General features: G+C 32.8%; 20 protein-coding genes and 2 tRNA genes. 11 read left to right on the top strand and 11 right to left on the bottom strand.

Annotated features, from left to right (window positions below; genetic code table 11):
* Positions 1-4 precede the first annotated feature (4 nt).
* Together miaB and HA144_RS07365 are read right to left on the bottom strand one after the other, a co-directional pair.
* A complete protein-coding gene (miaB, locus tag HA144_RS07370; RefSeq protein ID WP_209043436.1) occupies positions 5-1399 on the bottom strand; it encodes a tRNA (N6-isopentenyl adenosine(37)-C2)-methylthiotransferase MiaB in 1395 nt (464 codons plus the stop codon).
* A gap of 71 nt (positions 1400-1470) precedes the next feature.
* Positions 1471-1545, bottom strand: a tRNA-His gene (locus HA144_RS07365).
* Between the two features lie 126 nt (positions 1546-1671).
* Between HA144_RS07365 and HA144_RS07360 the strand changes: the two genes are divergently transcribed.
* Together HA144_RS07360 and HA144_RS07355 are read left to right on the top strand one after the other, a co-directional pair.
* Positions 1672-2907: an amidohydrolase family protein gene (locus tag HA144_RS07360; RefSeq protein ID WP_209043435.1), complete on the top strand. Its 1236-nt coding sequence runs from the start codon at positions 1672-1674 to the stop codon at positions 2905-2907.
* Positions 2908-2946: 39 nt separating this feature from the next.
* Positions 2947-4302, top strand: coding sequence for an FAD-binding oxidoreductase (locus tag HA144_RS07355; protein WP_209043434.1), 1356 nt, complete (start codon positions 2947-2949; stop codon positions 4300-4302).
* On the opposite strand, the gene HA144_RS07350 is transcribed toward HA144_RS07355, so the two are convergent.
* The 4 genes from HA144_RS07350 to murA form a co-directional block, all read right to left on the bottom strand.
* The gene (locus HA144_RS07350; protein ID WP_209043433.1) at positions 4299-5531 is read right to left on the bottom strand and encodes a bifunctional folylpolyglutamate synthase/dihydrofolate synthase; all 1233 of its coding nucleotides are present in this window, start codon (positions 5529-5531) and stop codon (positions 4299-4301) included. The two genes, HA144_RS07355 and HA144_RS07350, sit on opposite strands and share 4 nt — an antisense overlap.
* An 11-nt stretch (positions 5532-5542) precedes the next feature.
* Positions 5543-6718, bottom strand: coding sequence for an aspartate aminotransferase family protein (locus HA144_RS07345; protein ID WP_209043432.1), 1176 nt, complete (start codon positions 6716-6718; stop codon positions 5543-5545).
* Positions 6719-6723: 5 nt separating this feature from the next.
* A tRNA-Leu gene (locus tag HA144_RS07340) sits at positions 6724-6805 on the bottom strand.
* A 525-nt stretch (positions 6806-7330) separates the two neighbouring features.
* Positions 7331-8704 (bottom strand): UDP-N-acetylglucosamine 1-carboxyvinyltransferase, encoded by a 1374-nt coding sequence (gene murA / locus HA144_RS07335; RefSeq protein ID WP_209043431.1) that lies wholly within the window; start codon positions 8702-8704, stop codon positions 7331-7333.
* Positions 8705-8876: 172 nt separating this feature from the next.
* Here murA and HA144_RS07330 point away from each other — a divergent pair, with 172 nt between their 5' ends.
* From HA144_RS07330 to HA144_RS07315, 4 genes are read left to right on the top strand one after another with little or no spacing between them, the layout of a single operon-like run.
* Positions 8877-9737, top strand: coding sequence for a TrmH family RNA methyltransferase (locus tag HA144_RS07330; protein WP_348535054.1), 861 nt, complete (start codon positions 8877-8879; stop codon positions 9735-9737).
* 7 nt (positions 9738-9744) lie between these two features.
* The gene (lpdA, locus tag HA144_RS07325; RefSeq protein ID WP_209043430.1) at positions 9745-11184 is read left to right on the top strand and encodes a dihydrolipoyl dehydrogenase; all 1440 of its coding nucleotides are present in this window, start codon (positions 9745-9747) and stop codon (positions 11182-11184) included.
* 12 nt (positions 11185-11196) lie between these two features.
* Positions 11197-12084 carry an indole-3-glycerol phosphate synthase TrpC gene (trpC, locus tag HA144_RS07320; protein ID WP_209043429.1) on the top strand — a complete coding sequence of 296 codons (888 nt, stop codon included), beginning with the start codon at positions 11197-11199 and terminating at the stop codon, positions 12082-12084.
* A gap of 55 nt (positions 12085-12139) precedes the next feature.
* On the top strand, positions 12140-12814 hold the full coding sequence (locus HA144_RS07315; protein WP_209043428.1) for a hydantoin utilization protein A: 675 nt from the start codon (positions 12140-12142) through the stop codon (positions 12812-12814).
* On the opposite strand, the gene sodX is transcribed toward HA144_RS07315, so the two are convergent.
* From sodX to HA144_RS07300, 3 genes are all read right to left on the bottom strand, one after another.
* Positions 12773-13165 (bottom strand): nickel-type superoxide dismutase maturation protease, encoded by a 393-nt coding sequence (gene sodX, locus HA144_RS07310; RefSeq protein ID WP_209043793.1) that lies wholly within the window; start codon positions 13163-13165, stop codon positions 12773-12775. The two genes, HA144_RS07315 and sodX, sit on opposite strands and share 42 nt — an antisense overlap.
* A gap of 8 nt (positions 13166-13173) precedes the next feature.
* The gene (gene sodN, locus HA144_RS07305; RefSeq protein ID WP_209043427.1) at positions 13174-13647 is read right to left on the bottom strand and encodes a superoxide dismutase, Ni; all 474 of its coding nucleotides are present in this window, start codon (positions 13645-13647) and stop codon (positions 13174-13176) included.
* 79 nt (positions 13648-13726) lie between these two features.
* Positions 13727-14299: an FKBP-type peptidyl-prolyl cis-trans isomerase gene (locus tag HA144_RS07300; protein ID WP_209043426.1), complete on the bottom strand. Its 573-nt coding sequence runs from the start codon at positions 14297-14299 to the stop codon at positions 13727-13729.
* Between the two features lie 86 nt (positions 14300-14385).
* Here HA144_RS07300 and HA144_RS07295 point away from each other — a divergent pair, with 86 nt between their 5' ends.
* Positions 14386-15873, top strand: coding sequence for an acyltransferase (locus HA144_RS07295; protein WP_209043425.1), 1488 nt, complete (start codon positions 14386-14388; stop codon positions 15871-15873).
* Here the strand turns inward: HA144_RS07295 and mnmA are convergent.
* Entirely contained in the window at positions 15866-17023 is a 1158-nt protein-coding gene (mnmA, locus tag HA144_RS07290) for a tRNA 2-thiouridine(34) synthase MnmA (RefSeq protein WP_209043424.1), read from the bottom strand. The genes HA144_RS07295 and mnmA overlap by 8 nt on opposite strands.
* A gap of 46 nt (positions 17024-17069) precedes the next feature.
* On the opposite strand from mnmA, the gene HA144_RS07285 reads away from it, so the two are divergent.
* Both HA144_RS07285 and HA144_RS07280 read left to right on the top strand, forming a co-directional pair.
* Entirely contained in the window at positions 17070-18635 is a 1566-nt protein-coding gene (locus HA144_RS07285) for an NAD(P)H-hydrate epimerase (protein WP_209043423.1), read from the top strand.
* 139 nt (positions 18636-18774) lie between these two features.
* Positions 18775-19716: an RpoD/SigA family RNA polymerase sigma factor gene (locus HA144_RS07280; RefSeq protein ID WP_209043422.1), complete on the top strand. Its 942-nt coding sequence runs from the start codon at positions 18775-18777 to the stop codon at positions 19714-19716.
* On the opposite strand, the gene pdhA is transcribed toward HA144_RS07280, so the two are convergent.
* Positions 19717-20754: a pyruvate dehydrogenase (acetyl-transferring) E1 component subunit alpha gene (gene pdhA / locus HA144_RS07275; RefSeq protein WP_209043421.1), complete on the bottom strand. Its 1038-nt coding sequence runs from the start codon at positions 20752-20754 to the stop codon at positions 19717-19719.
* Between the two features lie 149 nt (positions 20755-20903).
* On the opposite strand from pdhA, the gene HA144_RS07270 reads away from it, so the two are divergent.
* Both HA144_RS07270 and ffh read left to right on the top strand, forming a co-directional pair.
* On the top strand, positions 20904-23009 hold the full coding sequence (locus HA144_RS07270) for an IMS domain-containing protein (RefSeq protein WP_209043420.1): 2106 nt from the start codon (positions 20904-20906) through the stop codon (positions 23007-23009).
* A gap of 47 nt (positions 23010-23056) precedes the next feature.
* A complete protein-coding gene (ffh, locus tag HA144_RS07265; protein ID WP_209043419.1) occupies positions 23057-24535 on the top strand; it encodes a signal recognition particle protein in 1479 nt (492 codons plus the stop codon).
* The last annotated feature ends 14 nt before the right edge of the window (positions 24536-24549 follow it).

Genomic DNA, 24549 nt, shown 5'->3' with positions numbered 1-24549 from the left:
AAAATTATAAACAAAGTTGGCCTGTTAAAGAAAAAGATCTTGCTTCACTTATTCTTACATCTATCTCATCTCCCAATGAAAAATTAAATTTAATGTTTTGGGGAATCTCCACGAAAGTTAATCTATTTGTTCTAGTTCTTCCCATAATTTGTGATGAATTTTTTGGATTTAAACCTTCAATTAAAACCCTTTCGATATTGTTGATGTATCTTTGATTTCTTCTTCTAGCAGTTTTCTCGACCAAAGCATTAATTTCTTGCAATCTAGTTTTTTTTACTTCTTCCGAAAGTTGATTCGACCAAACTGCTGCAGGGGTATTTGGTCTTGGAGAGTATGCTGCTGTGTTTACTTGATCGAAGCCAATATCTGCTATTAGTTTCAATGTATCTTGATATTGTTGTTCGGTTTCTCCTGGGAAAGCAACTATTGCATCAGCTGTAATTGATGCATCTGGCATTAATGATCTTATATTCTCAATGATATTTTTATACTTTTTGATAGTGTATCCTCTGGACATCTGCTTTAAGATTTCGTCATTACCACTTTGAAAGGGAATATGGAAATGTTCACAAACTTTGTCAAGTTCATAACAAGCTTGAATCAATCTTTTTGAAAAATATCTTGGATGGCTAGTAGCAAATCTAATTCTACGAATCCCATCAACATCATGGATATAGTATAAAAGATCAGTTAGGGTATTTTCTTTTCTCCCCTCTTTTGTAGTTCCTGGAAGATCTCTTCCATAAGCATCAATATTTTGACCTAAAAGAGTAATTTCTTTAAAATTATCATCTGCTAAATTTTGTATCTCACTTTTTATCGCATTTGGATATCTTGATTGTTCTTTTCCTCTGACAGAAGGAACTACACAATATGAACATCTTTCATTACACCCATAAATGATATTAACCCAGCCACAAATAGAGCTTTCTCTTCTCGCATTTGTAATGTCTTCAGAGATGAAGGTTTCTTCTGTAGCAGCAACTTGATTTCCTGCATCAACTTTCCCCAGAAGGTTCTCAAGATTATTGACGTGTTGAGGTCCCATTACTAGATCAAGTTCTGGTACTCTTCTTAATAAAGACTCTCCTTCTTGCTGAGCAAGGCAACCTGCAACAACAAGTTTTAAGCTGGGTGTTTTGTGTTTTCTTTTTGCCTGTCTGCCTAGAAAACTATAAACTTTTTGCTCTGCATTATCTCTAATAGTGCATGTATTGTATAGGACCAAATCAGCGTTTAATTCATTATCTGCTTTGGTATATCCCATTTTTTCTAATGTACCAGCCATTCTCTCTGAATCAGCCTTATTCATTTGACATCCAAATGTGGTTATCCAATAACTGCCTGTAGTTGAATTCTTTTGAAATTTTTTTTCTTCTGGTTTTGTTTTTGTTAGCACTTTGCTAGGAATTTTTTATGATTCATTAATTCAAAATTACAAGTTAAATAATTTTGCTGCAATTTTTTGGAGGGCGAGCGAGGGGATTCGAACCCCCGAATAGCGGCGCCACAAGCCGCTGCCTTAACCACTTGGCGACGCCCGCCTCACATTTATAAATTTAACAACTTAAGGTGAATTTTCATAGTTATTTTTATCTTTTAGCGAAATTTGAATTATTTTCTAATTCAGTAAAGTTTTCTTATGTTTAAAATAAAAGAAAATTTAAAACTTTGAGTAATTCCGGCAAAGCTGAGGTTCTTATTCCCAGAAGCCTTTTTTTAATAGAAGATTTAGATAACCTCATTATTGATGTAGAGGATTTATGTTCAGTTTCCATTAGTTGGGAGGATGGATTTGTTTCTGAGTTAAAGCCTTTACAAAATAAAGTTACTAAACCAAAAAATATTTTATTTCCAAGGTTTGTTGAAACCCATTCGCATTTTGACAAATCTTTTACGTGGGCAAATTTTCCTAATCTGGAATCAAACTATGGAGGAGCATTATCAGTAAATCTTGAAGAACATAAAACTAGAACTTCAGATAAGGTTCTTAAGAGAGTTGAGAAATCATTAAAACTTGCCATACATAATGGATACCGAGCTATTAGAAGTCATATTGATACATACAAAAGTCAATCGATGGATATTTGGATTGAACTTTTTAAATTACAAAAAAAGTTTTCATCTGAGCTTACATTGCAATTCGTTGCTCTAGCCCCATTGGAATTCTGGGATACTTCTAGTGGAGAAGAGTTAGCAAAAATATTTTCCTCTAATGGAGGCATTTTAGGTGGTGTTATTGTTCCTCCTTTTAATAAAAAAGATACAAGTAAATTTCTCTCAAAGATGCTTCTTCTAGCGAGCAAATATAAATTAGAAATTGATTTGCACATAGATGAATCAATTATTGAGCCTGGAGCAGGAATAAAAGTTTTATTAGAGACCATCGAAAATTTAAAAATTAATAGTATTCCTATTACTTGTAGTCATTTGAGTAGTCTTATTTCTTTAAGTCACAAAGAGATTTTAAATTTAGGCGAAAAAATGGCCAAGAAAAATATTAAGGTTATTGCTTTACCACTAACAAATTTTTGGCTGCTCAATCGATACACTAAAACTACCCCATTAAAAAGACCAGTTGCGCCAATTAAGCAATTGCAAAATTCACATGTGGATGTATCTCTAGGTAGTGATAACGTTCAAGATCCTTGGTACCCATTTGGTAATTTTGACCCTTTTTATATGTTGTCTTGCGCAATACCTATGCTTCAACTAAATCCTTGGGAGAGAATGACTTTGTCTTCTATTTTTTTAGCTCCAAGCAGATTATTAAACCTAAAATGGGATGGTTTAATTAAAAAGGGCTGCCCTGCTGACTTTGTAATTTTGGAGGCACAAAGTTGGGCTGATGTTTTTTCGAGCTCTTTAAAAAGAAAAGTATTTATAAAAGGCGATTTACATTGCTAATCGTCTAAATTTATAGATAAAACAAAAAAACATTTATTAATGACAACAAATAATCTTAAATTTATAGACAAATTTAGGGAAGTCAAAAACTTAGAGATTATTGAAAGCCAATCCGACTTAAAAAGACTCTCAAAAGATTTTTATAACTACTCTCCAATCCTTACTGAAAAATTAGATGGATGTATTGCTGATTTGGTAGTAAGACCTATTGATCATAATGCGTTAAAGAAAGTAGCAGAAATTTGTTGGAAATTTTCTATCCCTCTTACTCTTAGAGGTTCAGGTACAGGTAATTATGGACAAGCGGTCCCTCTTTTTAAAGGAGTTGTGATGCAGATGAGTCACTTTAATAAAATAGAAGAATTTGATCCTGATACAGGTTTTGTGAAAGTACAGTCTGGCTGTGTCATGGGAGATTTGAATAAACAATTAGAGAAATATGGGAGAGAACTAAGGTTGCTGCCTAGTACTTGGAAAACCGCTACAATTGGAGGCTTTATTGCTGGTGGATCAGGAGGTATTGGCTCCATTAGGTGGGGATTTTTAAGAGATCCTGGCAATCTTATAGGTTTAGAGGCAGTGACGATGAATGAAAAACCTGTATTAATAAAATTTGATGCTGAAGAATCCGAACCTTTAAATCATGCTTATGGAACTAATGGAATAATTACCTCTTTATTACTTGCCACTGATATTAAACGTAAGTGGTATTCAATAATTATCGACTGTATTGAATTTGAAAAAACAATAGAAATATTAAAAACTCTTACTTGTGCAGCAGTTGATCTGAAACTGGGAGCAATTCTTGAAGATGAAATTGTAGATCAAATGCCAACATGGTTTAAAAGTAAATCTGGAAATAACAAGATATTAGTTCAATCTACTCTTGGAGGAATAAAAACGATAGAGCTGATTTGTAAAAAATTCAAAGTTGAATCTACCCTCCTAGGGGAAGAAGAAAAACTCGTCAATGGAATTTCTGAAGTCGTATGGAATCATACAACTCTACATATGAGGTCTAAGGATAAAAATTGGACATATTTACAAATGCTTTTGCCACTGAATAATGAACTTGAATTAATTAATTTTTTGAGAAAAAAATGGGGTAAAAAAGTTCTTTGGCATTTAGAGGCAGTTTCTCAGCAAGGATCACCCAGATTAGCGGCTTTGCCAGTATTAAAGTGGAATGGGGTAGAAGAATTAAATGAAATAATGGAAGATTGTAAGAAACTTGGTGCGTTTATATTTAATCCCCATGTTTTAACTGTCGAAGGTGGAGGCCTAGGAGTGGTTGATGCTGATCAAGTAAAAGCGAAAATCAAATTTGATCCTAAGGGGCTATTAAATCCTGGGAAATTAGAAGGCTGGGAAATAAAAGAACAATTTAATATTTAGCAATTCTGTTTATTTGCAAATTTAATAAATTCAGCCACTAAAAAAATAGAACCAGTCAAAACAGGATGATTAGGAGGCCATTTTTTAAGGGCAAATAAATAATCAATGGCAAATTCAAATTTATCAAACTCAATTATGTTTTGAAAGTTAATTTCTTTAATCTGATAGAGATCTTTTAATTTCCAACTAGGTTGGTTTGGTACTGGTACAAGTAATAAGTGATCATTCTTCTTTAGAAGTGTTTTTAATATTGCGTACATATCTTTTTGTCTTTGGACACCTAAAATCCAATAAATTCCTTCTTCTTCATTTTCCCAATTACACCTCTCATTTGAGAGTGCTTTTGCAGCAGGATAATTATGTGCACAATCCACAAGAATTTTTTTGTTTAAAAAGTTTATTATTTCTAGCCTTCCATTCCAAGTTGTATTTTTAAGACCTTCAAATATATATTTTTCTTTAATTTTAAATCCTAACTTATTTAGAGCTTGAATTGCTCCAATCGCAACTGAAGCATTTTGCTTTTGGAAAACTCCTTTTAATCCAAGTTGATAATTGTTTGAAATCGAATCTTTCCAGATAATTTCTGCTCCAACCTCTTCAACTTTTTTGTTTATTAATTTTTCAACTCGGCTGTTTTGGTCGCATGAGATAACAATTGAGTCTTTTTCGATAACTGCTAGTTTTTCCTTAGCAATTTTTTCAATCGTGTCTCCAAGGAATTCTTTATGGTCTAAGCCAATATTCCCAATAGCAATTATTGGTCTAGATTTATGAGCCGTTGTCGCGTCTAATCTTCCCCCTAAACCAGCCTCAAGAATAAGCAATTCAACTTTTTCATTGTCAAAAAATTTTAGTGCGCAGCAAATTATTTTTTCAAAAGGAGTCAATTTACATGTTGAATAATTTTTTTCAATAAAGTTATAGATTTTTTCAAAATCAACTTTGTTTATAATTTTTTTATTAACTCTAATCCTCTCACATACATCAAAAAGATGAGGAGATGTAGTAACACCAAAATTTTTTTTAGCTTCAAAAAGTATACTTTCTAAATATGCCGCGATTGATCCTTTCCCATTGGTTCCAATAATTTGTATTGCAGGAATATTCTTGCAAGGAAATCCAAGTTCTTGAAGTACTTTTTTAACTCTAGATAAACCTAAATTGATATTATCCCTTTCATATTTGGGTGATAATGATTCAAGAATTTTTAAATTTGCATTTTTCAAAATTTAAATTGCTAAAACTCTTTAAAAATTGAATTTAATTTATCCAAAAGAACATTAATTTCTCTTCGAGATATAACTAATGGTGGGACAATTCTAACAACATTTCCTCCTGCAGGAACTACAAGTAATCCTTTCTCAAAAGCTTTTAACGTAATGTCTTTTGCATCAGCATAATCATCATTTATAACAAGACCTTGTATTAAACCTAAGCCTCTTTTCCCACTAATTATATTTGGAAATTTTTTTATTAATTCTTCAAACCCAGCGCTTAATTGTTCCCCTCTCAGGTAAACATTATTGATAAGATTTCTTCTATTTATTTCTTCTAATACAGTTAAGGCAGCCTTACAGGCGAACGGGTTCCCTCCAAAAGTGCTTGCATGATCTCCTGGAGAAAAAATGTTAGCTTTTTCTTTTACCAATAATGCCCCAATTGCATGACCTCCTCCTAATCCTTTAGCAAGAGTGAATCCATCTGGTTCAATTCCTAAATTCTCATAGCCCCACATTTTTCCAGTTCGACCTACTCCACTTTGGACTTCATCTAAAATAAGAAGAGAATTATATTTATCACAGATATTTCTAAGGTTTTTAAAAAATATTTTACTTCCAGGAATCACGCCACCTTCTCCTTGTATTGGTTCAACTAAGACACCAGAAATCTTTTGATCATTATTTTTACAATCTTCAAATAATTTTTTTACCGAATCAAAATTGTTAAATTCAAAGAACTTAAACCCTTTTATCATGGGTTCGAAACCTTTTTGGTATTTTGGCTGACCAGTAGCACTCAAGGCTGCCAATGTTCTGCCATGAAAGCTGCACTTAGCAGCTAGAATAATTGATTCTTTACTTTCATTTGTTGTATTTCCAAATTTCTTAATTAATTTAATAGCTGATTCATTTGCTTCTGCGCCACTGTTGCAGAAAAAAACGCTTTCAGCACAACTTATATTCGTTAAAGTTCTGCTTAATTGTTCTTGTTCTTCAATAATGTAGAGATTTGAAATGTGTTGAATCTTTTTTAGTTGAGTTGATAGATTTCTTCTCAAAACTCTATCGCTATGACCAAGACTACAAGTGGCTATACCAGCAACTGCATCAAGATACTTTTTACCTGTTTTGTCCCATAGCCAACAACCTTTTCCTTTTTTGAAAGATATATCGAATCGACTATAAGTTTTCATCAAAGTGGGAGCGGTCGGACTTGAACCGACATACCCGAAGGTGCCGCATTTTGAGTGCGGTGCGTCTACCAATTCCACCACGCTCCCAAGGCTTTTGAAAAATAATGAACTTTTTTATTATAACAAAAATCATTTTATTGACTATCCTTTTGGCGGTTAAGGAAGAGCGATCGAGAACACATTTGTTTTTAGTTAAAAATCTTTTTGATAAAACATAGAGCCATATTTATTGGAATCGCTGACAAGAAATAAGATAAAAATGAAAAAAATAAACATTACTGATACAGTACTGTAACTAAAGGCTCCTAAGAGTCCTTTATTCAAGGGTATGGCTTCATAATTAGTAATATTATGTTAGAATTAGTAAAAAAATTATGTCAAAGATTCAAGCTAAAAAATTATCTTTAAAATTTGTTCCCTATCTTTTTATTGCAGTAACTATTTTGACAGCATTTGGATCTAACGGAGGAACCTGGGCATGAAGGAGTTTAGGTTTAGTGGTTTAGATAAAATTTGGTCTAATCGTTTTTTAGTTTTGTTTTTATTATTTTTAGGTTGTATTTCGCTAATAAATGTTGCATACGTTTAAGTAAGCCAATCCAAAATTATATTTTAAGCGGCTCTACGTTTAGGAATATCTTCAGGATCAGAAGTAATTTTATATTCTTTCTCAGTAAAAGATCTTTTATTAAATTCTCTAGTTATTTTAATACCTAACATTTTTAATTTTGATTCAAAATTTTCATAACCTCTATCTAAATGCTCTAAACCATAGATTTTACTATTACCTTTAGCGATAATCCCAGCAATTATTAATGCAGCTGATGATCTTAAATCTGAGCCAACTAAATCCATCCCCTTTATTGTCTTAACACCTTTGATATGAGCTACGTTTTTATTTAATTTTATACTAGCTCCCATTTTATTAAGTAGATGAATATGATTCATCCTGTTTTCGAAAATTGTTTCAGTGATCTTTGATTCACCATTGGCGATTGTCATTAAAGCTGTAAATGGTGCCTGTAAATCAGTAGGAAATCCTGGGAAAGGAGCTGTATCAATATTTACTCCTCTAATTTCTTTTCCCTTAATTGTAATTGAATTACCTTTAATCGTAATTTTACTTCCACTTTCTTGAAGCTTATTCGTAACAGCTTCAAGATGATTAGGAATAACGGGAGATATTGTTATTGAAGAGCCAGTTGCAGCAGCAGCAATTAGAAAAGTGCCAGCTTCTATTCGATCGGGAATTACTTTATGAGCACAACCAACAAGTTTATTAACACCATCAATAATTATTTTTTCTTTTCCGGAGTCGTAAATTCTTGCTCCCATTTTATTAAGCATTTGGCATAAATCCTGAATTTCAGGTTCTCTTGCAGCATTTTCAATAGTAGTTCTTCCTTCCGCTAATGAAGCAGCCATTATTAAAGTTTCAGTTGCTCCTACGCTTGGGCACTTTAATTTGATATGAGTACCATGCAGTTTATTTTTCTTTTCCTTTATTTTTGCTACGACAATTCCTTTTTTTATAATAATTTCAGCTCCTAATGCTTTAAGTCCATTAATATGCTCATCTATAGGTCTTGAACCGATATTGCAACCTCCAGGCAAAGGCACTTTAGCCTTTCCAAATTTACTTAATAAAGCACCGATACAAAAGAAACTAGCTCTCAGTCCATTAACAAGTTCATATGGAAGTTCTTCTGTAATGGAAACATTTTTTGAATCTATCTCTAATTTATTGTTTTTATCTACTAAATTAACCCCTAAATACTTAAGGATATGCCCCATTTTTTCTATATCGGTAAGACGAGGAACATTCTCAAGAGTTATTCTTTCATTGGTTAATAATGAAGCCGCCATTAAAACTAATGCCGAATTCTTCGCACCACTTATTTCAACAATCCCGTTTAGTTTACCTTGGCCAAGAATTTTTAAATTTTGCGATTTAAAATATGAATTCTTTTCGCTGCCGCAAATCATTAAGACTTAGTTTATTAGGTTTATAATGACAAACTAACATTAGTAAGTCCACCCTATGTAACGTCCATAATATTAATAAAAAGTAAAAATGTATCAATCAATTTTTAGGGAATTAAATTTTAAAAATTATTGATCCAATCGTTTATGGAATTACAATGAAATTGACCACAAAATTTTTAAATTCCTCATAGAAAATAATTTTTTTAAAATAACTAGTAAAAATAATAATCTAGTTAAAAGATTTAGATCATTTAAAAGAGGATCCTCTCGCAAGAACAAAGATTTTTTTTGTATAGAGGGTACTCATCTTATTGAAGAATTGTTGAAGTCTGGAAATTCCCCCTCTAAAATTCTAGTTACTGAAAAATGGCTCAAAAAGAACCAAAATCTTAGCAAAAAGTTTGATCAATCATTAATAACTTTGGTCTCAGAAGAGGTTTTAGCTTCAGCAATTTCAACAGTTAATCCAGATGGCATTGCAGCATTAGTAGAAATCTCATCGATACTTAATTATCAATTCAATAGTAAAGATGATTTTGTTCTTGTTCTCGATAGGATTCAAGATCCTGGGAATATGGGTAATCTTTTTAGAACTGCTTTAGCTGCTGGTGTTGATGCAATTTTTTTAGCTGGAGGTGCGCACCCATTAAGCCAAAAAGCATTAAGAGCATCGACTGGTGCGGTCTTTCAAATCCCATTTCAAAGGTTTGAAGGAAGTGAAGAAGAAATAATAAATTCTTTATTAAAGTCTTTATCTGAATTATCAAATGTAGGATTTAATATTTTTTCTACTAGTAGCCAAAATAAAAATTTAAAAAAATCCTCAAAACCCTACTGGGAAGTTGATTGGTCTAAACGTACTGCATTAATCTTGGGTAATGAAGGTCAAGGTATTCATAAAAAAATTCAAGAAGCTTTTAATGAAACAATTACAATTCCGCATAGTGAGATTGTAGAATCATTAAATGTGGCTTGTGTTGCTGTTCCGTTATTACTAGAACGAAAAAGAGTCGCATTCACCTCTAATAAATAAATAAAAAGTGACTGATTCAAGTTTTGATTTCGATGTAATCGTAATAGGAGCAGGATATGGAGGTTTTGATGCCGCTAAACATGCTGCTAGTAAGGGACTGAAAGTCGCGATAGTGGAATCTTCAGACATGGGAGGAACTTGCGTTAACAAGGGGTGTGTCCCCTCTAAAGCTCTTTTGGCTGCGACTGGAAAAGTCAGAGAAATAGGTAATTATGAGCATTTAGCCAAATTTGGTATTCATGCTGCACCCGTAAGGTTTGAAAGATCAAAAATTGCTGATCATGCAAATAATCTGGTTTTAAACGTTAGAGAAAATTTAACAAAAACTCTAAAAAGGAGTGGAGTTGAAATTATTTTGGGTATTGGAAGACTTGAAGGGAATCAAAAAGTGGGTGTAAGAGATAAAAACGGAATTGATAAAATATACACATGTAAGAATATCGTCATAGCAACTGGTTCTTCTCCTTTCGTTCCTCGTGGGATAACCTTGGATAATAGAACTGTATTTACTAGTGATGATGCAGTAAAGCTAGAGTGGCTACCTAGATGGATAGCTATTATTGGAAGTGGTTATATAGGATTGGAATTCGCAGATGTTTATACCGCGCTTGGTTGTGAAGTTACCATGATTGAGGCTTTAGAGAATATTATGCCAACATTTGACCCTGACATTACAAAAATTGCGAAAAAGAATCTTATTCAATCAAGAGATATAGATACAAAATCAAATGTTTTCGCTACAAAAATAACACCTGGATGTCCTGTCAAAATAGAACTTACAGATGCAAATTCCAAAGAAGTGATAGAAACTTTAGAAGTTGACGCTGTGCTTGTTGCAACTGGCAGAAGTCCTAATAGTAATAACTTAAATCTTGAGTCTGTTGGGATAGAGACGGTAAAAGGTTTTATTCCTATAGATGATCAAATGAGAGTTAAAAATGGCGAGGAAATAATACCTAATATTTGGGCTGTTGGAGATGTTACTGGCAAATTAATGCTTGCTCATACTGCAGCAGCACAGGGTACTATTGCTGTCGAAAATATTTGCGGTGGTAAAGTCGCAATTAACTATAAAAGTATCCCTGCGGCAACTTTTACTCACCCTGAGATAAGTTCAGTTGGTCTCTCTGAAGCTGAAGCTAAAGAGATATCTGCAGAAGAAAATTTTACTTTGGGAATTGTGAAAAGTTTCTTTAAGGCTAATTCAAAAGCATTGGCTGAGATGGAGAGTGATGGATTGCTAAAGTTGATTTTCAATAAAGATAATGGGAAAGTATTAGGTGCTCATATTTTTGGGTTACATGCAGCTGATTTGATTCAAGAAATTTCGAACGCTATTTCAAGGAACCAAGATGTAATTGAATTATCTAAAGAAGTTCATACTCATCCTACTCTTAGTGAAGTAGTTGAGGTCGCGTATAAACAAGCCGCTTCTCAAATAAAATAATATCTAAAATTAATGGAGATAAGACGCAGACCACCAAATCCAACAGTTAGGGTTGAAAATTTAGAATATGCTGTACCTCATAGAGAAGCACAAGCAAAAAATATTCTGGAAGAAATTGTATGGCATAAAGACATTGAAATTAAGAATTTTAAAAAAATAGTTTCTTTAGAAGATTTAATAAAAAAAATTGAAAATCTTTCTGCCCCAAAAGATTTTTATAAAAATATCTTGGATTCAAAAATTAAACCAGGAGTAATTGCAGAAATAAAAAAAGCTAGTCCGAGTAAAGGAGTTATTAGAAAAGATTTTAACCCTGAAGACATAGCAATTTGTTATGAAGGATTAGGTGCATCATGTATCTCAGTACTTACCGATAAAAGGTTTTTTCAAGGTAGTTATGAAATACTCGAAACTGTAAGAAAATCAACTAATCTCCCTCTACTATGCAAAGATTTTATTATTTCTGCTTATCAGATTTATAAAGCAAGGGTATCTGGTGCTGATGCGATATTATTAATCGCTGCGATTTTAAGTGATGACGATTTAATTTATCTAAAGAAAATAGCTGATAATTTAAAGATGAGTGTTCTTGTTGAAGTGCATAATGATAATGAATTAGAAAGGATTCTAAAATTAAAATCTTTTAATTTGATTGGAATAAATAATAGGGATTTAAAGACTTTTAAAACTGATTTAAAAACATCAATAGAATTGATGCATAAATATGCTGATATATTTTTAAAACAAAATATTATTCCCATTAGTGAATCAGGAATTAATTGTGCCGAAGATCTAGATTCGCTTAGATCTATTGGAATCAAGGGAGTATTAATTGGTGAAACTTTTATGAGAGAAAGTGATATTGAACAATCTTTCAAGAAATTATTTAAATCAATTTAATTTTGACTTCAAATCGTGCTATAAAATTGAATAAGCAGAGTTGTACTGAATATATATGCAAGCTGTAATTTTAACTGGAGTAGTTGCAGGATTTGTGCATGTTGTTAGTGGCGCTGATCATCTAATTGCAATGGCACCAGCAGCGATTAATAATCCCAAAAAAGCTCTTAGAAATAGTTTTTCATGGGGCTTAGGACACTCTTCAGGTGTCCTCTTGTTAGCTTTCCTAGCTATTTTTATTAAGGATATTACGCCATTAAACAAATTTTCCAATATCGCCGAATTCCTAGTTGGAATTTCTCTTCTAATTGTTGGAGTATTTGCTATTAAAAATTCTTTTCAATTAAGTATCCATTCGCATTCCCATAAGCATGAGAATGGAATTGCCCATCGTCACTTTCACTTTCATGTTAAGGAACAAAAAAATAACAATAATAAGCACTCACATGCTTTGACAGGTTTAGGCTTGCTACACGGTATAGCTGGAGGTTCGCATTTCCTCGCAGTTCTTCCTGCTTTGGCACTACCTTTAACAAGTGCTTGCTTATATTTGATTTCATATTTGATTGGTTCACTAACAAGTATGAATCTTTTTACTTGTTTAATATCTTTTACCACCTTTAAAGCAAGTCAAAAATTTATTAAAAGATTAATAGCTGTAGCAGGAGGGCTTTCCTTTTCTTTGGGATTATTTTGGATTCAAAGGAGTGCTTCTGTTTTTTTGAATTAAAAAATTTGTTAATTTAGGAAAAATTAATTTAGAGGTGACAATCCCAATAATTTTTTCGTCATTGATTAATCCGAATTTGTTACTATCTTCGCTAAGTTCAATATTGTCGCCAAGAACTTCAATATTATTTTGATTTACTGAATTTATCCGTTTTATTAGGTTTTTATTTTTAAGTGGATGATTAAAAATAACTATTTGTCGATTTTTTAGTATTGATTTATTCTTTTTATATTTTTTAAAAAATACAATATCCCCGTCTTTTAGGTAAGGATACATAGATTCACCACTAATAATAGCGGTTTTTCTTAAACCTAAAAAAAATAAAATAAAATCAAAAAAACTTTTGAAAATAATTCTGATTAACTAGCTTTTACGAAAGCGTCTGATCTCCCTTTTGAAGCCCAGAAGATATTATGAATCTTTTCTACGTAACTCATGAGCTCTTCAGCTTGAGCTAAATCAATATTAACTTTGCATGCACTGCATAATTTGGCCGCCTTCCAAATAGTTTCATGTAAGTCTGGATAAGTTTCTAAATGAACTGGTTTAAAGTAGTCTGTCCACAAAATTAGAATTTCTTTCTTTGTTTCTTTTGCTTGCTCTTCTTTAACTGCAACATATCTAGAAAATGTATTACTATATGTAGCCCACTCTGCTGAATCAGTGCTAGAAGGAGCTTCTAGTGCAATAAGTTTTTTTGTCATTGATAAAACTGCTTCAGCAGTAACTCTCGTTGATGCTGGATCATAAACACCACAAGGACCATCACAGTGAGCATGGACTGTCATTGGGGATTTTTTATCTAGAAAAGAATTGATCAATTTACTTAACATTTCAAATATTTGGAGTTGTATATATATTACTTGGAGATTAACTAAATTGAAAAGTCTTAGATATTTTTCTTACTTAAATTTAATTGACTTTTAATAATTCAACTTCAAATATCAAAGTTGCATTGGCGGGTATAACATTTCCTGCCCCTCTAGATCCGTATCCAAGTTCCGGAGGAATTGTTAATTTTCTTGTACCTCCAACTTTCATTCCTGCGACACCTTCGTCCCAACCTTTAATTACTCTTCCAGCACCTAATGGAAAGCTAAATGGAGCTCTACCGATACTAGTATCAAATTGTGTCCCATCTTCTAGAGTTCCTGTATAGTTTACAGTAACTGTTTGCCCAGCACTAGCTTCATCTCCTTCCCCATTTACGATATCCAAAATAACTAGACCACTTTCTGTAGTCCTTGAATTGCTTTCTGATTGTGTTTCTTCTGCCATAGCGAAAAGTATAGGATTTGGATCTGATGGGTCTAGCTCAAATAAATTATTATTTGAAACATTTGATGATTTTGCAATAGGTGTTTTTTGAATTAACTGAGTTTCTGATTCGGCAGCATTAACCACTTGTTGTGAATTAAATTGACTGAAAAGAGTTAACGAAACACAAAAAACAAAAACTGCAAAACTAATAAAGACTTCTTTCACTTAAATTTTGAAAGTTACTAAAACTAATATTACAGAATAAAGGTACAATAAATGAGTGATTATAAATTTAATTTCGTAATTTTAGATTGTTAATCCCGACTAAGATAAAAAGTTTAAGACAATATTTTTACCCTTGCCTAGGTGGAATTTTAGGAGGAATTTCAGTCTCAACTTACTTTTGGCTGATTTTTATGCCGATATCTTTATTTATTTTATGGGAAGGAAGTGAAAGAAAAATAGCAAATTTTTGGTGGGGCTTTTTCTTTGTTTTGATAAGTCATTCATGGTTATATGATCTGCATCCTTTGACATGGCTTGGGTTTTCATGGTTTGCAAGTTTAATAATTGCCATTTCAATATTATTATTTTGTGCTATTTGGGGTGGGTTATTAGTTTATTTATGGGGGCTGTTAGTTGAAATGATTCTCTGGAAAGAGGATGTTTTTAATATGAAAATTATGCCTTTAATCATAAAAGTATTTTTTTTATCTTTGACTTGGGGGATTGGTGAATTGATACTTTCTCAAACACCTTTTTTCTGGATAGGTTTAGGTGAAAGTCTTGTCCCAGGTGATATTTATCTCGCTGGGTTGGCAAGATGGATTGGTGCAAGTGGTTTATGCGTATTACAAATATTGATTGGATTTTGGATTTTTTTTAGTCACGGTAGATGGAGAAGAAAACTTCATTTCAAAAAAATATTTATTTTTGGATCTTTAATAATTGTTTTCTTACATTTATTTGGGGCCCTAACAAATCCAATAAAAAGAAACTCTGAATTTCCTGTGGCTATTTGGCAAACAAATATCCCAACAAGAGAAAAATTGAAAATAGATGATGAGTTTATTAAAGAAAAACAATCTATCGCTCAAGAATATGCTTTAGCCAATAAAGCAAAACTTCTTGTTGCTCCCGAAGGAACTCTATCTAATAATTTTTATTTAACTAAAGGCATTAAAATTAATACTTTGGCAGGAGGTTTCAGAAATTACAATAATGAGTTAAGAAGTTCTTTACTAGGATTTCAAATTGGAGATAAATCTTTTACCTCTTTCATAGATAAAAGTAGACTTGTTCCATTAGGTGAAAATATACCTGTATTTCTAAATAGTTTTTCAAGAGGATTATCTGCAGTAGGAGGAGTTCAACCGGGTTCCGATTCAAGATTTTTCGATCCTAAATTTACCCCCCCATTAGCAGTAGCTATCTGTTACGAAATTAGTGATGGATTGAAAATAAGAAAGGCTATTAATAGTGGTGCAAAACTAATAATAACTGCATCAAATTTAGATCCCTATCCAATTAAGCTGCATAATCAATTTCTATCATTGGCTAGGTTAAGAAGTATTGAAAATAAGAAAAATAATTTACTCGTATCAAACACAGGCCCTTCGGGTTTAGTTCAGGATGATGGAAAAATAATTCAAATGCTAGATTTAAATGTTGAGCAAAATAAAATAGTGTTCCCTAATTTTTCATCCGAAAAGACTTTCTATACAAAATTTGGAGATAAACCTCTTTTGTTTTTGCTTATATTTTTTATGGGATTAAATATCTTTTTGAAAATTAATTAATTAATCCACCACCTAATAAAATTTCTCCTTTATAAAAAACTGCAGCTTGTCCGGGCGTTACCGAACTTTGACTTTCTTCAAAAATTAATTTAAAAGTTTTAGTTAGATTATCTGAATTTTTCAAAGCAATTAAAGTTCCTTTTACTGGATGACTTCTATATCTGATTTGTGCTTCTACTTTTATATCTTGCTTAGGTTCTTCGATTGAAACCCAATTAACCTTACTAATTATTGCTTCTCTATTAAATAGATCACTTTTATCTGCTACGTACACTATGTTTTCTTTTCTGTCTAAATTTTTTACATATAATGGTTCGGGCCAGGCAACTCCCAAACCTTTTCTTTGGCCTACAGTAAAGTGCTGAATACCATTGTGAGTTCCTAGGACTTGACCATTAACATGTATTATTTTTCCTTCTTTAGGTTCAATGTGTTTGTCGATAAATCTCTGCATTGATCCATAATGCTCAACTAAACATAAATCTTGACTTTCTGGTTTTTGAGCAGTTCTGAGGCCTAATCTCAGGGCTTCCTTTCTGGTTTCTTCTTTTTTCATCTCACCAAGAGGAAATTCTAATCTGCTTAGTACTTCTTGTGAAAGAGAATAAAGAAAATAACTTTGGTCTTTATTCTTGTCCGCCCCTCTCAGAAGAAGGAATTCCTTAAATACTAAGCTCTTGTAATCAAGTTTTTCAGCATAAGATGATTTTTTTATTCTTGCGTAATGTCCAGTCGCAATATGGGTAAAGTCTTTTTTATTTATTGCATAATTAAGCATCTCTTCAAACTTCACATTCTTGTTGCACATCGAACATGGGAGTGGTGTGAAACCTTTCTCGTAGCTTTCAGTAGTTTTTTTAATTACCTCTCTTTCGAAAATTTCTCTTGAATCTATAATTTTATGATTAATTCCTAAATCTTCACAAAGGGCTGCAGCATCTACTAATCCTTCAGAACAACAGGATCCTTCTCCTTTCATTAGCCAAAGAGTTAGTCCCTCAACATTCCATCCTCTTTCTACAAGAAGAGCAGCTGAAAGAGAACTATCTACGCCTCCAGAAAGACCTACAATAATATTTTTCTTCTTTTTAGTTTTATTATTAGTAGAAAAATAGTTCTCTAATTTTTCATCTTTTTGTGTCTTTAACATGGAAGTTTAAAATTTTGAACGGTACTTCAAATGCTTTGTACTAATTATGAACGAAATTGTATGGCCAGCAATTGACTCTAAACATTTAATTGTTGATTCGAAGCAAATGATGATATTAGAGAAAGAAATGTTTTCTGATGGAATGCCACAAGAAGCATTGATGGAGAAAGCTGGTATCCAAATTAGTAGATGGCTCTTGAAAAGGAAACCTCTTTTAAAACATGGAATAACTGTTTTAATCGGTCCTGGGCATAATGGTGGGGATGGTGCAGTAATAGCACGAGAGCTTTGTTTGAAAGGCTTTTTAGTCCAGGTATGGTGTCCATTTCCGATAAAAAAAACATTAACAAATAACCTCCTTAATTATCTTACATCTATTGGTGTCACAAAATTAGTAGAGCCCCCTGATGCAAATGGGAAAGAACTCTGGATTGATGCGATTTTTGGTAATAATCAAACAAGAAAAGTTGATAATAAATTAATCAAACTTATTAATCAAAAATTTCATAACAAATATGGCAAGGTAATAAGTATTGATATCCCAACAGGGTTATGCCCTGATAAAGGAGAGCCGTTTTTAGATAATGCTGTACAGGCAGATTACACTTTAGCTATAGGTCTCAATAAAATTGGGTTAACACAAGATTCTGCTTTACCTTTTATTGGAGAGTTGAATCATATTGATATTGGGGTACCTACTAATAAGTTATCTAAGATTGAGAAAAAAATTTTTAAGGTTACTTACAAAGATTTAAAAAATATTGATTTACCTTCTTTACCAAAAAATTCCGATAAATATAAAAGAGGAAGAACATTATTAATTGCTGGAAGTGAAAAATATCCCGGAGCTGCATACTTATCATTAAGAGGGGCAATATCAAGTGGAGCAGGTTTTATCTCAGCAGTTCTGCCTGAATTAGTAGCTGAATCTATTTGGCAAGTTGCTCCAGAAATAGTTTTAAAAGGAACTATGCAAACTAACCACAATGGTAATGCATCCTTATTCAGTGCATTAAAAAATATTGATCTGAGTTTATATGATTCATTAGCTGTAGGCCCAGGGATAGGAATTGATAATGATGATTGGCATAAATCGAAAGATTACCTAATAGGTTTTAAGGGATTATTGATCTTGGATGCAGATGCACTTAATAGAATTTCTGAATCAAAATTAGGATCAAAATTCTTCTTAGAGAGAAAATTTCAAACTTGGATTACACCTCATATTAAGGGATTTTCAAGGTTATTTCCTAATATAGAAGGTGAGACAAATGTTGGACTAGCTCTTAAAGCGGCCAAAGAATTTAATATAAGTGTTTTGTTAAAGGGAGCTAACAGTATAGTTGCTGATGATAAAAAAGCATGGCAACTTTTTGGGACTGATTCTCAAACTGCGAGAGCAGGATTAGGTGATCTTTTAACCGGATTTATAGCTGGCAGTTCTGCGATTGATTCGACCCTTTGTAAAAATATAACAACTGATTTTTTTACTAAATACGTACTTTTACATTCATTTGCTGCATCAAAGTGTAAAAAAGGGTCAAATGCATCCGCTATTGGTGATGAATTATCAAAATTAATGAGAAATATGAAAACGAGACAAATATCTTGAAAGAAACAATTTATGAGAGTTATTTTTAGTTTTAAACACATAAATATACAAATGTTACGTCAAATCTGAAGCGCGCATTAAATATTTAGCTTTTTCCATAAAAATGTAGGAAAGTTTTATTACCTCAATTCAGGTAAAAATGGTTTCATCAATACCAACACAAGCAGAGCCACAAAAAAGAAGAGGCAATGACCCTATAAGTTGGTACTTGCAGAATATTGGAAGGGTGCCTTTATTAACGCCTTCTGAAGAAATTGAATTGGGTAATCAAGTTCAAAAGATGATGATACTTACAGAAGATGGTCAATTAACTGAAAAAAACAAAGAATTTACAACACAGCAAAAAAGAACAATAAAAATAGGAAGAAGAGCAAAAGAGAGGATGATGAAAGCTAATTTAAGGTTAGTTGTTAGTGTGGCAAAAAAATACCAAGGTAAGGGTCTTGAACTTCTTGACCTAGTTCAAGAAGGTTCACTTGGTTTAGAGAGGGCTGTTGAAAAATTTGATCCTACAAGAGGATACAAGTTTTCTACATATGCTTTTTGGTGGATTAGACAAAGTATGACTAGAGCGATCGCTTGTCAATCTCGAACGATCCGTTTGCCAGTCCACTTGAGTGAAAGGTTAGCTTCTATAAGAAAAGTTAGTAGAGATTTAGCTCATAAACTCGGAGCTATGCCAAGCAGAATTGAGATTGCAGAAGCAATGGAAATTGATGTCGAAGAATTAGATTCTGTTTTAAGGCAAGCTTTATCAACAAGTAGTTTAGATGCTCCTGTTAACGGCGATGATGGAAGGAGCTTTTTAGGAGATTTAATTGCAGATAGTAATAATGAAGAGCCTCTAGATCAAGTTGAACAGAAAATGCATCAAGAGCAACTTGGTAATTGGTTAAGCCATCTCAGTGAACAAGAGCAACATGTGCTTAAATTAAGGTTCGGATTAGATGGAAATGAGAGACATACACTTGCTGAAATTGGAAGATTATTGGAAGTTTCTAGAGAGAGGGTAAGACAAGTTGAATTGAAGGCTCTGAGAAAATTAAGAAATTTAACCAGAAAACTACCTAGTGGTATTTAACTAATCTTCGGCCCAAATATATTTGGTTAATTCTTGAGAAGGAGGCTCAGGGGCTTCTAAAGCATCTTTAACCGCTTTGGATATTTCTATATCTATTTTCTTTTCAATACTTTTTAATTCTTCTTCCGTTGCGAATTTTCCATCAATAATTTCTTGAGCTAATTTCTTTATGGGATCTCTTTTTCCCCAAAATTCCTTCTCTTTTTCAGATCTTAATTCGTCAGGATCAGCAAGAGAATGCCCTCTATATCTATAGGTCAAGCATTCTAAAAGAGTAGGCCCATCACCTGCTCTAGCCCGCTCAATTGCTCTTTGTGCTGCCCCTCTAACTGCTAATACATCCATTCCGTCAACTTCTTCACCATGCATCCCGAAAGCAGAGGCTTTTCTCCAGATTTCAGGATTGCTGGTTGCTCTATCATGTGCCATACCAATAGCCCATTTATTGTTTTCAACAACAAAAATTATAGGAAGTTTCCATAATTGGGCCATATTTAAACATTCAAAAAACTGTCCATTATTACAAGTTCCATCTCCAAAGAATGCTGCAGTTACCGAGTCACTACTATTATTACCAGCAACTTCCTTTTTATATTTGCTTGAAAATGCTGCTCCTAAAGCAACTGGAATGCCTTCCCCAATAAATGCGTATCCCCCCAACAAGTGATGCTCTCTTGAAAATAAGTGCATGGATCCCCCTCTGCCTTTACTGCAACCTGTAGCTTTGCCGAAAAGCTCGCTCATTACTTCAAAAGAGGGAACACCTGCACTAAGTGCATGGACATGATCGCGATAGGTACTACAAAACCAATCGTGTTTCTTTTTCATGGCACCAATCACTCCAGTGCTTATAGCTTCTTGGCCGTTATATAAATGAACGAACCCAAACATTTTTCCTCTATAGTACATTTCTGCACACTTATCTTCGAATCTTCGGCCAAGTATCATATCTTCATAAAGAAACAATCCGGTTTCTCGATCTAATTCTGCTTTTTTTATGTCTTGAAGATTTGTAATTCTCTCTACGTGTGTTTCCAAGAAAATACCTTAATGAAGTTTTGATTTGTTAACATTCTAAGGTGTGGAGGTCGATTTTCATCATTTTTTTTAATAACTCTGTAAGACCTTATGAAAAAAATTTTTAACTTGATAAAATTTATCTAAGAATTTTCATTTAGGATATTTGTTTGGAACTTCCCTTAGATCATTTCAGTTTAATTGGTGTAAGCCCCTCTGCAACATCTGAAGAGATATTAAGAGCTTTTCAATTACGATTGGATAAAACCCCTGATGAAGGCTTTACTTATGAAGTTTTAACCCAAAGATCGGAATTGCTTCGTCTTACTGCTGATTTGCTTACAGATCCAGAAAGCAGAAGAGAATACGAAAATTTGATACTAGACGGAGCATCTGGATTGGAGTTTTCTTCAAATAGAGAAGTGGCAGGATTAATACTTCTTTGGGAATCAGGTTCCCCAAAAGAGGCTTTTAAGATCACGAGAAAAGCTTTGCAGCCCCCACAAACTCCAGCTTTAGGAAGTAGTAGAGAAGCTGATCTAACTTTATTAGCTTCTTTAACAGCTAGAGACTCTGCAATTCAAGAACAACAGCTTAGAGCCTATTCAAACGCTGCAGACTTTTTACATGAGGGTATACAACTTCTCCAAAGAATGGGAAAGCTTGGTGAAAGAAGGAAAGAGCTTGAAGAAGATTTGGTTTCTCTGCTTCCTTTCAGGATCCTAGATCTACTTAGTAGGGAATTAAATGATCAGGAGTCTCATAAAAAAGGTTTAAGCATGTTAGAGAATCTAATAATTAAAAGGGGTGGTTTGGAAGGTAATAACAAATCTGAATATGGAGATTATTTAAATCAGCAAGAATTTGAAGCTTTTTTTAAACAAATAAAGCCCTATTTGACAGTAGAAGAACAGGTAGATTTGTTTCTTGAATTACAAAAAAGAGGTTCATTAGAAGCAGGATTTTTAGCTTTTTTATCCTTGACAGCAATTGGTTTCTCAAGAAGAAAACCGGAAAAATTATTTGAAGCGCGGAAAATTCTAAATAAACTCAACTTATCAGGCCTAGATTCAATGCCTCTTATTGGCTGTTTAGACTTGCTTCTAGCAGATATTGATCAGGCCTCTGCAAGATTCTCAAGTAGTTCTGATGAAAATTTTCAAAATTGGTTTAACAACTATCAAGGAAATAAACTAGAAGCTATGTATATATATTGCAGAAATTGGCTTGAGAAAGACGTTTTAGTTGGTTTTAGGGATGTTGACTCAAAAGAGGTGGATTTAGATTCTTGGTTTGAAGACGGAAGAATTCAAGAATTTATTGAAAAATTAGAAAAGAAATCAAATAAAACTACAATTAAATCAAATCTTCAGAAATCAAAAATAGATAGTGAATCTTCTTCAAAGATTATTCAAGATGTTGATGGTAAATTAGGTAATGTTGATGAAAGGAGATTACCTTGGCCTGGAGGTATAAAACAAATAGATGAAAAGCTTGATAGTCAAGAAGATAAATTTAATGAAGAAATTTTTAAGAATAAAACAATAAACTTATATAAGTATTTAATTGAAAAAATTGCCGAATTAAAGTTTAGTTTTGGCGAATTTTTAAAGGATCAAGAGATTATTGATAGATCACCTATTTTAATATATCTATATGCTTTTTTGATTTTATTTTCATTTGGTATTGGTATTGGATTTTTAAGAAATAATTTTAAAAATTCAATTCAAGATGAAACTGTTCTGGATAAACCTCTAACATCTGTAGATAAAAATCAAAATTTAAGGGAGATAAAATCTAATAAAGAAGTAAATAAAAATTCTTCAAGTGAATCTAAGTCTATAGATGTAAAACCTATTAAAAATAATTCCTTTAGAGCTAAAGAACTTACAAAAGTTTCACCTACTCTAAAAGATTTAAGTAATTTAATTAATCTATGGCTTATTAATAAGAGTAATTACTTGTCAGGTAAGAGTGAAATTAATCTTTCCGAAATTGTTAGTAATGGTTTGATTGAAAGAACAATCGAAGAAAGAAATAACGATATCAAGAAAGGAATAAATAAAGAAATTATTTCCCAAATACGAAAAATAGATTTTGTATCACAAACTTCCTCTAGGATCGTTGTTTTAGTTGAATTAGATTATCTAGAGAAAATAATAAAAAATTCTGGAGAGTTTGTTAATGAAACATCACTTACTCCGCTCAAAGTTAAATATATCTTGGGTTTTTCAAATAAGTCATGGAAATTGGTTGATTTTGTAAGTGGCTTGTAAGTATAAACTGCTAGATCATCTATAATGACTGAAATTACTATTTAATAATGTTTGATGAACTCTCATCACGCTTTGAAGACGCAGTAAAAGGTTTAAGAGGTGATGCAAAAATTAGTGAAAATAATATCAATAATGCCTTAAATGAGGTGAAAAGAGCTCTACTCGATGCAGATGTTAGTTTGTCTGTGGTAAAAGAGTTTATAGCAGATGTTAAAGATAAAGCTATCGGAGAAGAAGTTGTAAGGGGTGTAAACCCTGGTCAAAAATTTATAGAAGTTGTAAATAAAGAATTGATTAATATTATGGGGAATGAAAATGCTCCACTAAAAGAAAATCAAAATAGTCCAACAGTGATTTTAATGGCTGGACTCCAAGGAGCTGGTAAAACAACTGCGACAGGAAAATTAGGTCTTTATTTGAAGGAAAAAGAAAAAAAAGTTCTTTTGGTGGCTGCTGATATTTATCGACCAGCAGCTGTGGAGCAACTTAAAACATTAGGAAGTCAATATGACTTAGAAGTTTTTTCAGCGAAAGAAAAAAATAGCAAGCCAGAAGAGATAACTAAGGATGCATTGAATTATGCGAGTGAAAATAGCTTTAACTCAATCATTATTGACACTGCAGGAAGATTGCAAATTGATGATTCAATGATGAGTGAAATGGTTCGGATTAAAGAAGTTTCTAATCCTGATGAAGTTTTACTTGTTGTTGATTCAATGATTGGGCAAGAAGCTGCTGACCTAACAAAGTCATTTCATGAAAAAGTTGGAATCTCAGGGGCGATACTAACTAAGTTGGATGGCGACTCAAGAGGAGGAGCCGCATTATCAATAAGAAAAATAAGTGGTAAACCCATTAAATTTATTGGTGTAGGCGAAAAAATTGAGGCTCTACAACCATTCCATCCAGAAAGAATGGCTAGCAGAATTTTAGGTATGGGTGATGTATTGACACTTGTTGAAAAAGCCCAAAAAGAGGTAGAGCTTGCTGATGCAGAAGCGATGCAGAAGAAACTTCAAGAAGCAACTTTTGACTTTAATGATTTTGTTAAGCAAATGAGATTAATTAAAAGGATGGGATCACTTGGTGGTTTGATCAAATTAATACCTGGAATGAATAAAATCGATGAAGGAATGATAAAAGATGGAGAAGATCAACTAAAGAAAATAGAATCAATGATTTCTTCAATGACTCTGGAGGAGAAACAAAAACCTGAAGTTTTAGCTGCGCAGCCATCTAGAAGACAAAGAATCGCTCAGGGTAGTGGCTATGCAGCAAAAGATGTAGATAAAGTATTAGCTGATTTTCAAAGAATGAGAGGTTTTATGAAACAAATGTCTAATGGTGGAATGCCAGGCATGGGTGGAATGCCAGGCATGGGAGGAATGCCAGGTATGGGAGGAATGCCAGGTATGGGAGGAATGCCAGGTATGGGAGGAATGCCGGGTATGGGAGGAATGAGTAGTAATAAATCAATGAAAAAAACCAAAAATAATAAAAAGAAAAAAGGTTTTGCTGATTTATAGTTTCTTTTTTTTTA

Source organism: Prochlorococcus marinus XMU1404, assembly GCF_017696175.1.
Classification (GTDB): domain Bacteria; phylum Cyanobacteriota; class Cyanobacteriia; order PCC-6307; family Cyanobiaceae; genus Prochlorococcus_A; species Prochlorococcus_A marinus_X.
This window is presented reverse-complemented; position numbering and strand designations above follow the sequence as displayed.

Coding starts and splice junctions, on each gene's coding strand:
- ffh (WP_209043419.1), top strand. CDS start 23,057: ATGTTTGATGAACTCTCATCACGCTTTGAAGACGCAGTAAAAGGTTTA.
- HA144_RS07315 (WP_209043428.1), top strand. CDS start 12,140: ATGCAAGCTGTAATTTTAACTGGAGTAGTTGCAGGATTTGTGCATGTT.
- HA144_RS07345 (WP_209043432.1), bottom strand. CDS start 6,718: ATGAAAACTTATAGTCGATTCGATATATCTTTCAAAAAAGGAAAAGGT.
- HA144_RS07285 (WP_209043423.1), top strand. CDS start 17,070: ATGAACGAAATTGTATGGCCAGCAATTGACTCTAAACATTTAATTGTT.
- trpC (WP_209043429.1), top strand. CDS start 11,197: ATGGAGATAAGACGCAGACCACCAAATCCAACAGTTAGGGTTGAAAAT.
- sodN (WP_209043427.1), bottom strand. CDS start 13,647: ATGTTAAGTAAATTGATCAATTCTTTTCTAGATAAAAAATCCCCAATG.
- HA144_RS07280 (WP_209043422.1), top strand. CDS start 18,775: ATGGTTTCATCAATACCAACACAAGCAGAGCCACAAAAAAGAAGAGGC.
- murA (WP_209043431.1), bottom strand. CDS start 8,704: ATGATTTGCGGCAGCGAAAAGAATTCATATTTTAAATCGCAAAATTTA.
- mnmA (WP_209043424.1), bottom strand. CDS start 17,023: ATGTTAAAGACACAAAAAGATGAAAAATTAGAGAACTATTTTTCTACT.
- HA144_RS07355 (WP_209043434.1), top strand. CDS start 2,947: ATGACAACAAATAATCTTAAATTTATAGACAAATTTAGGGAAGTCAAA.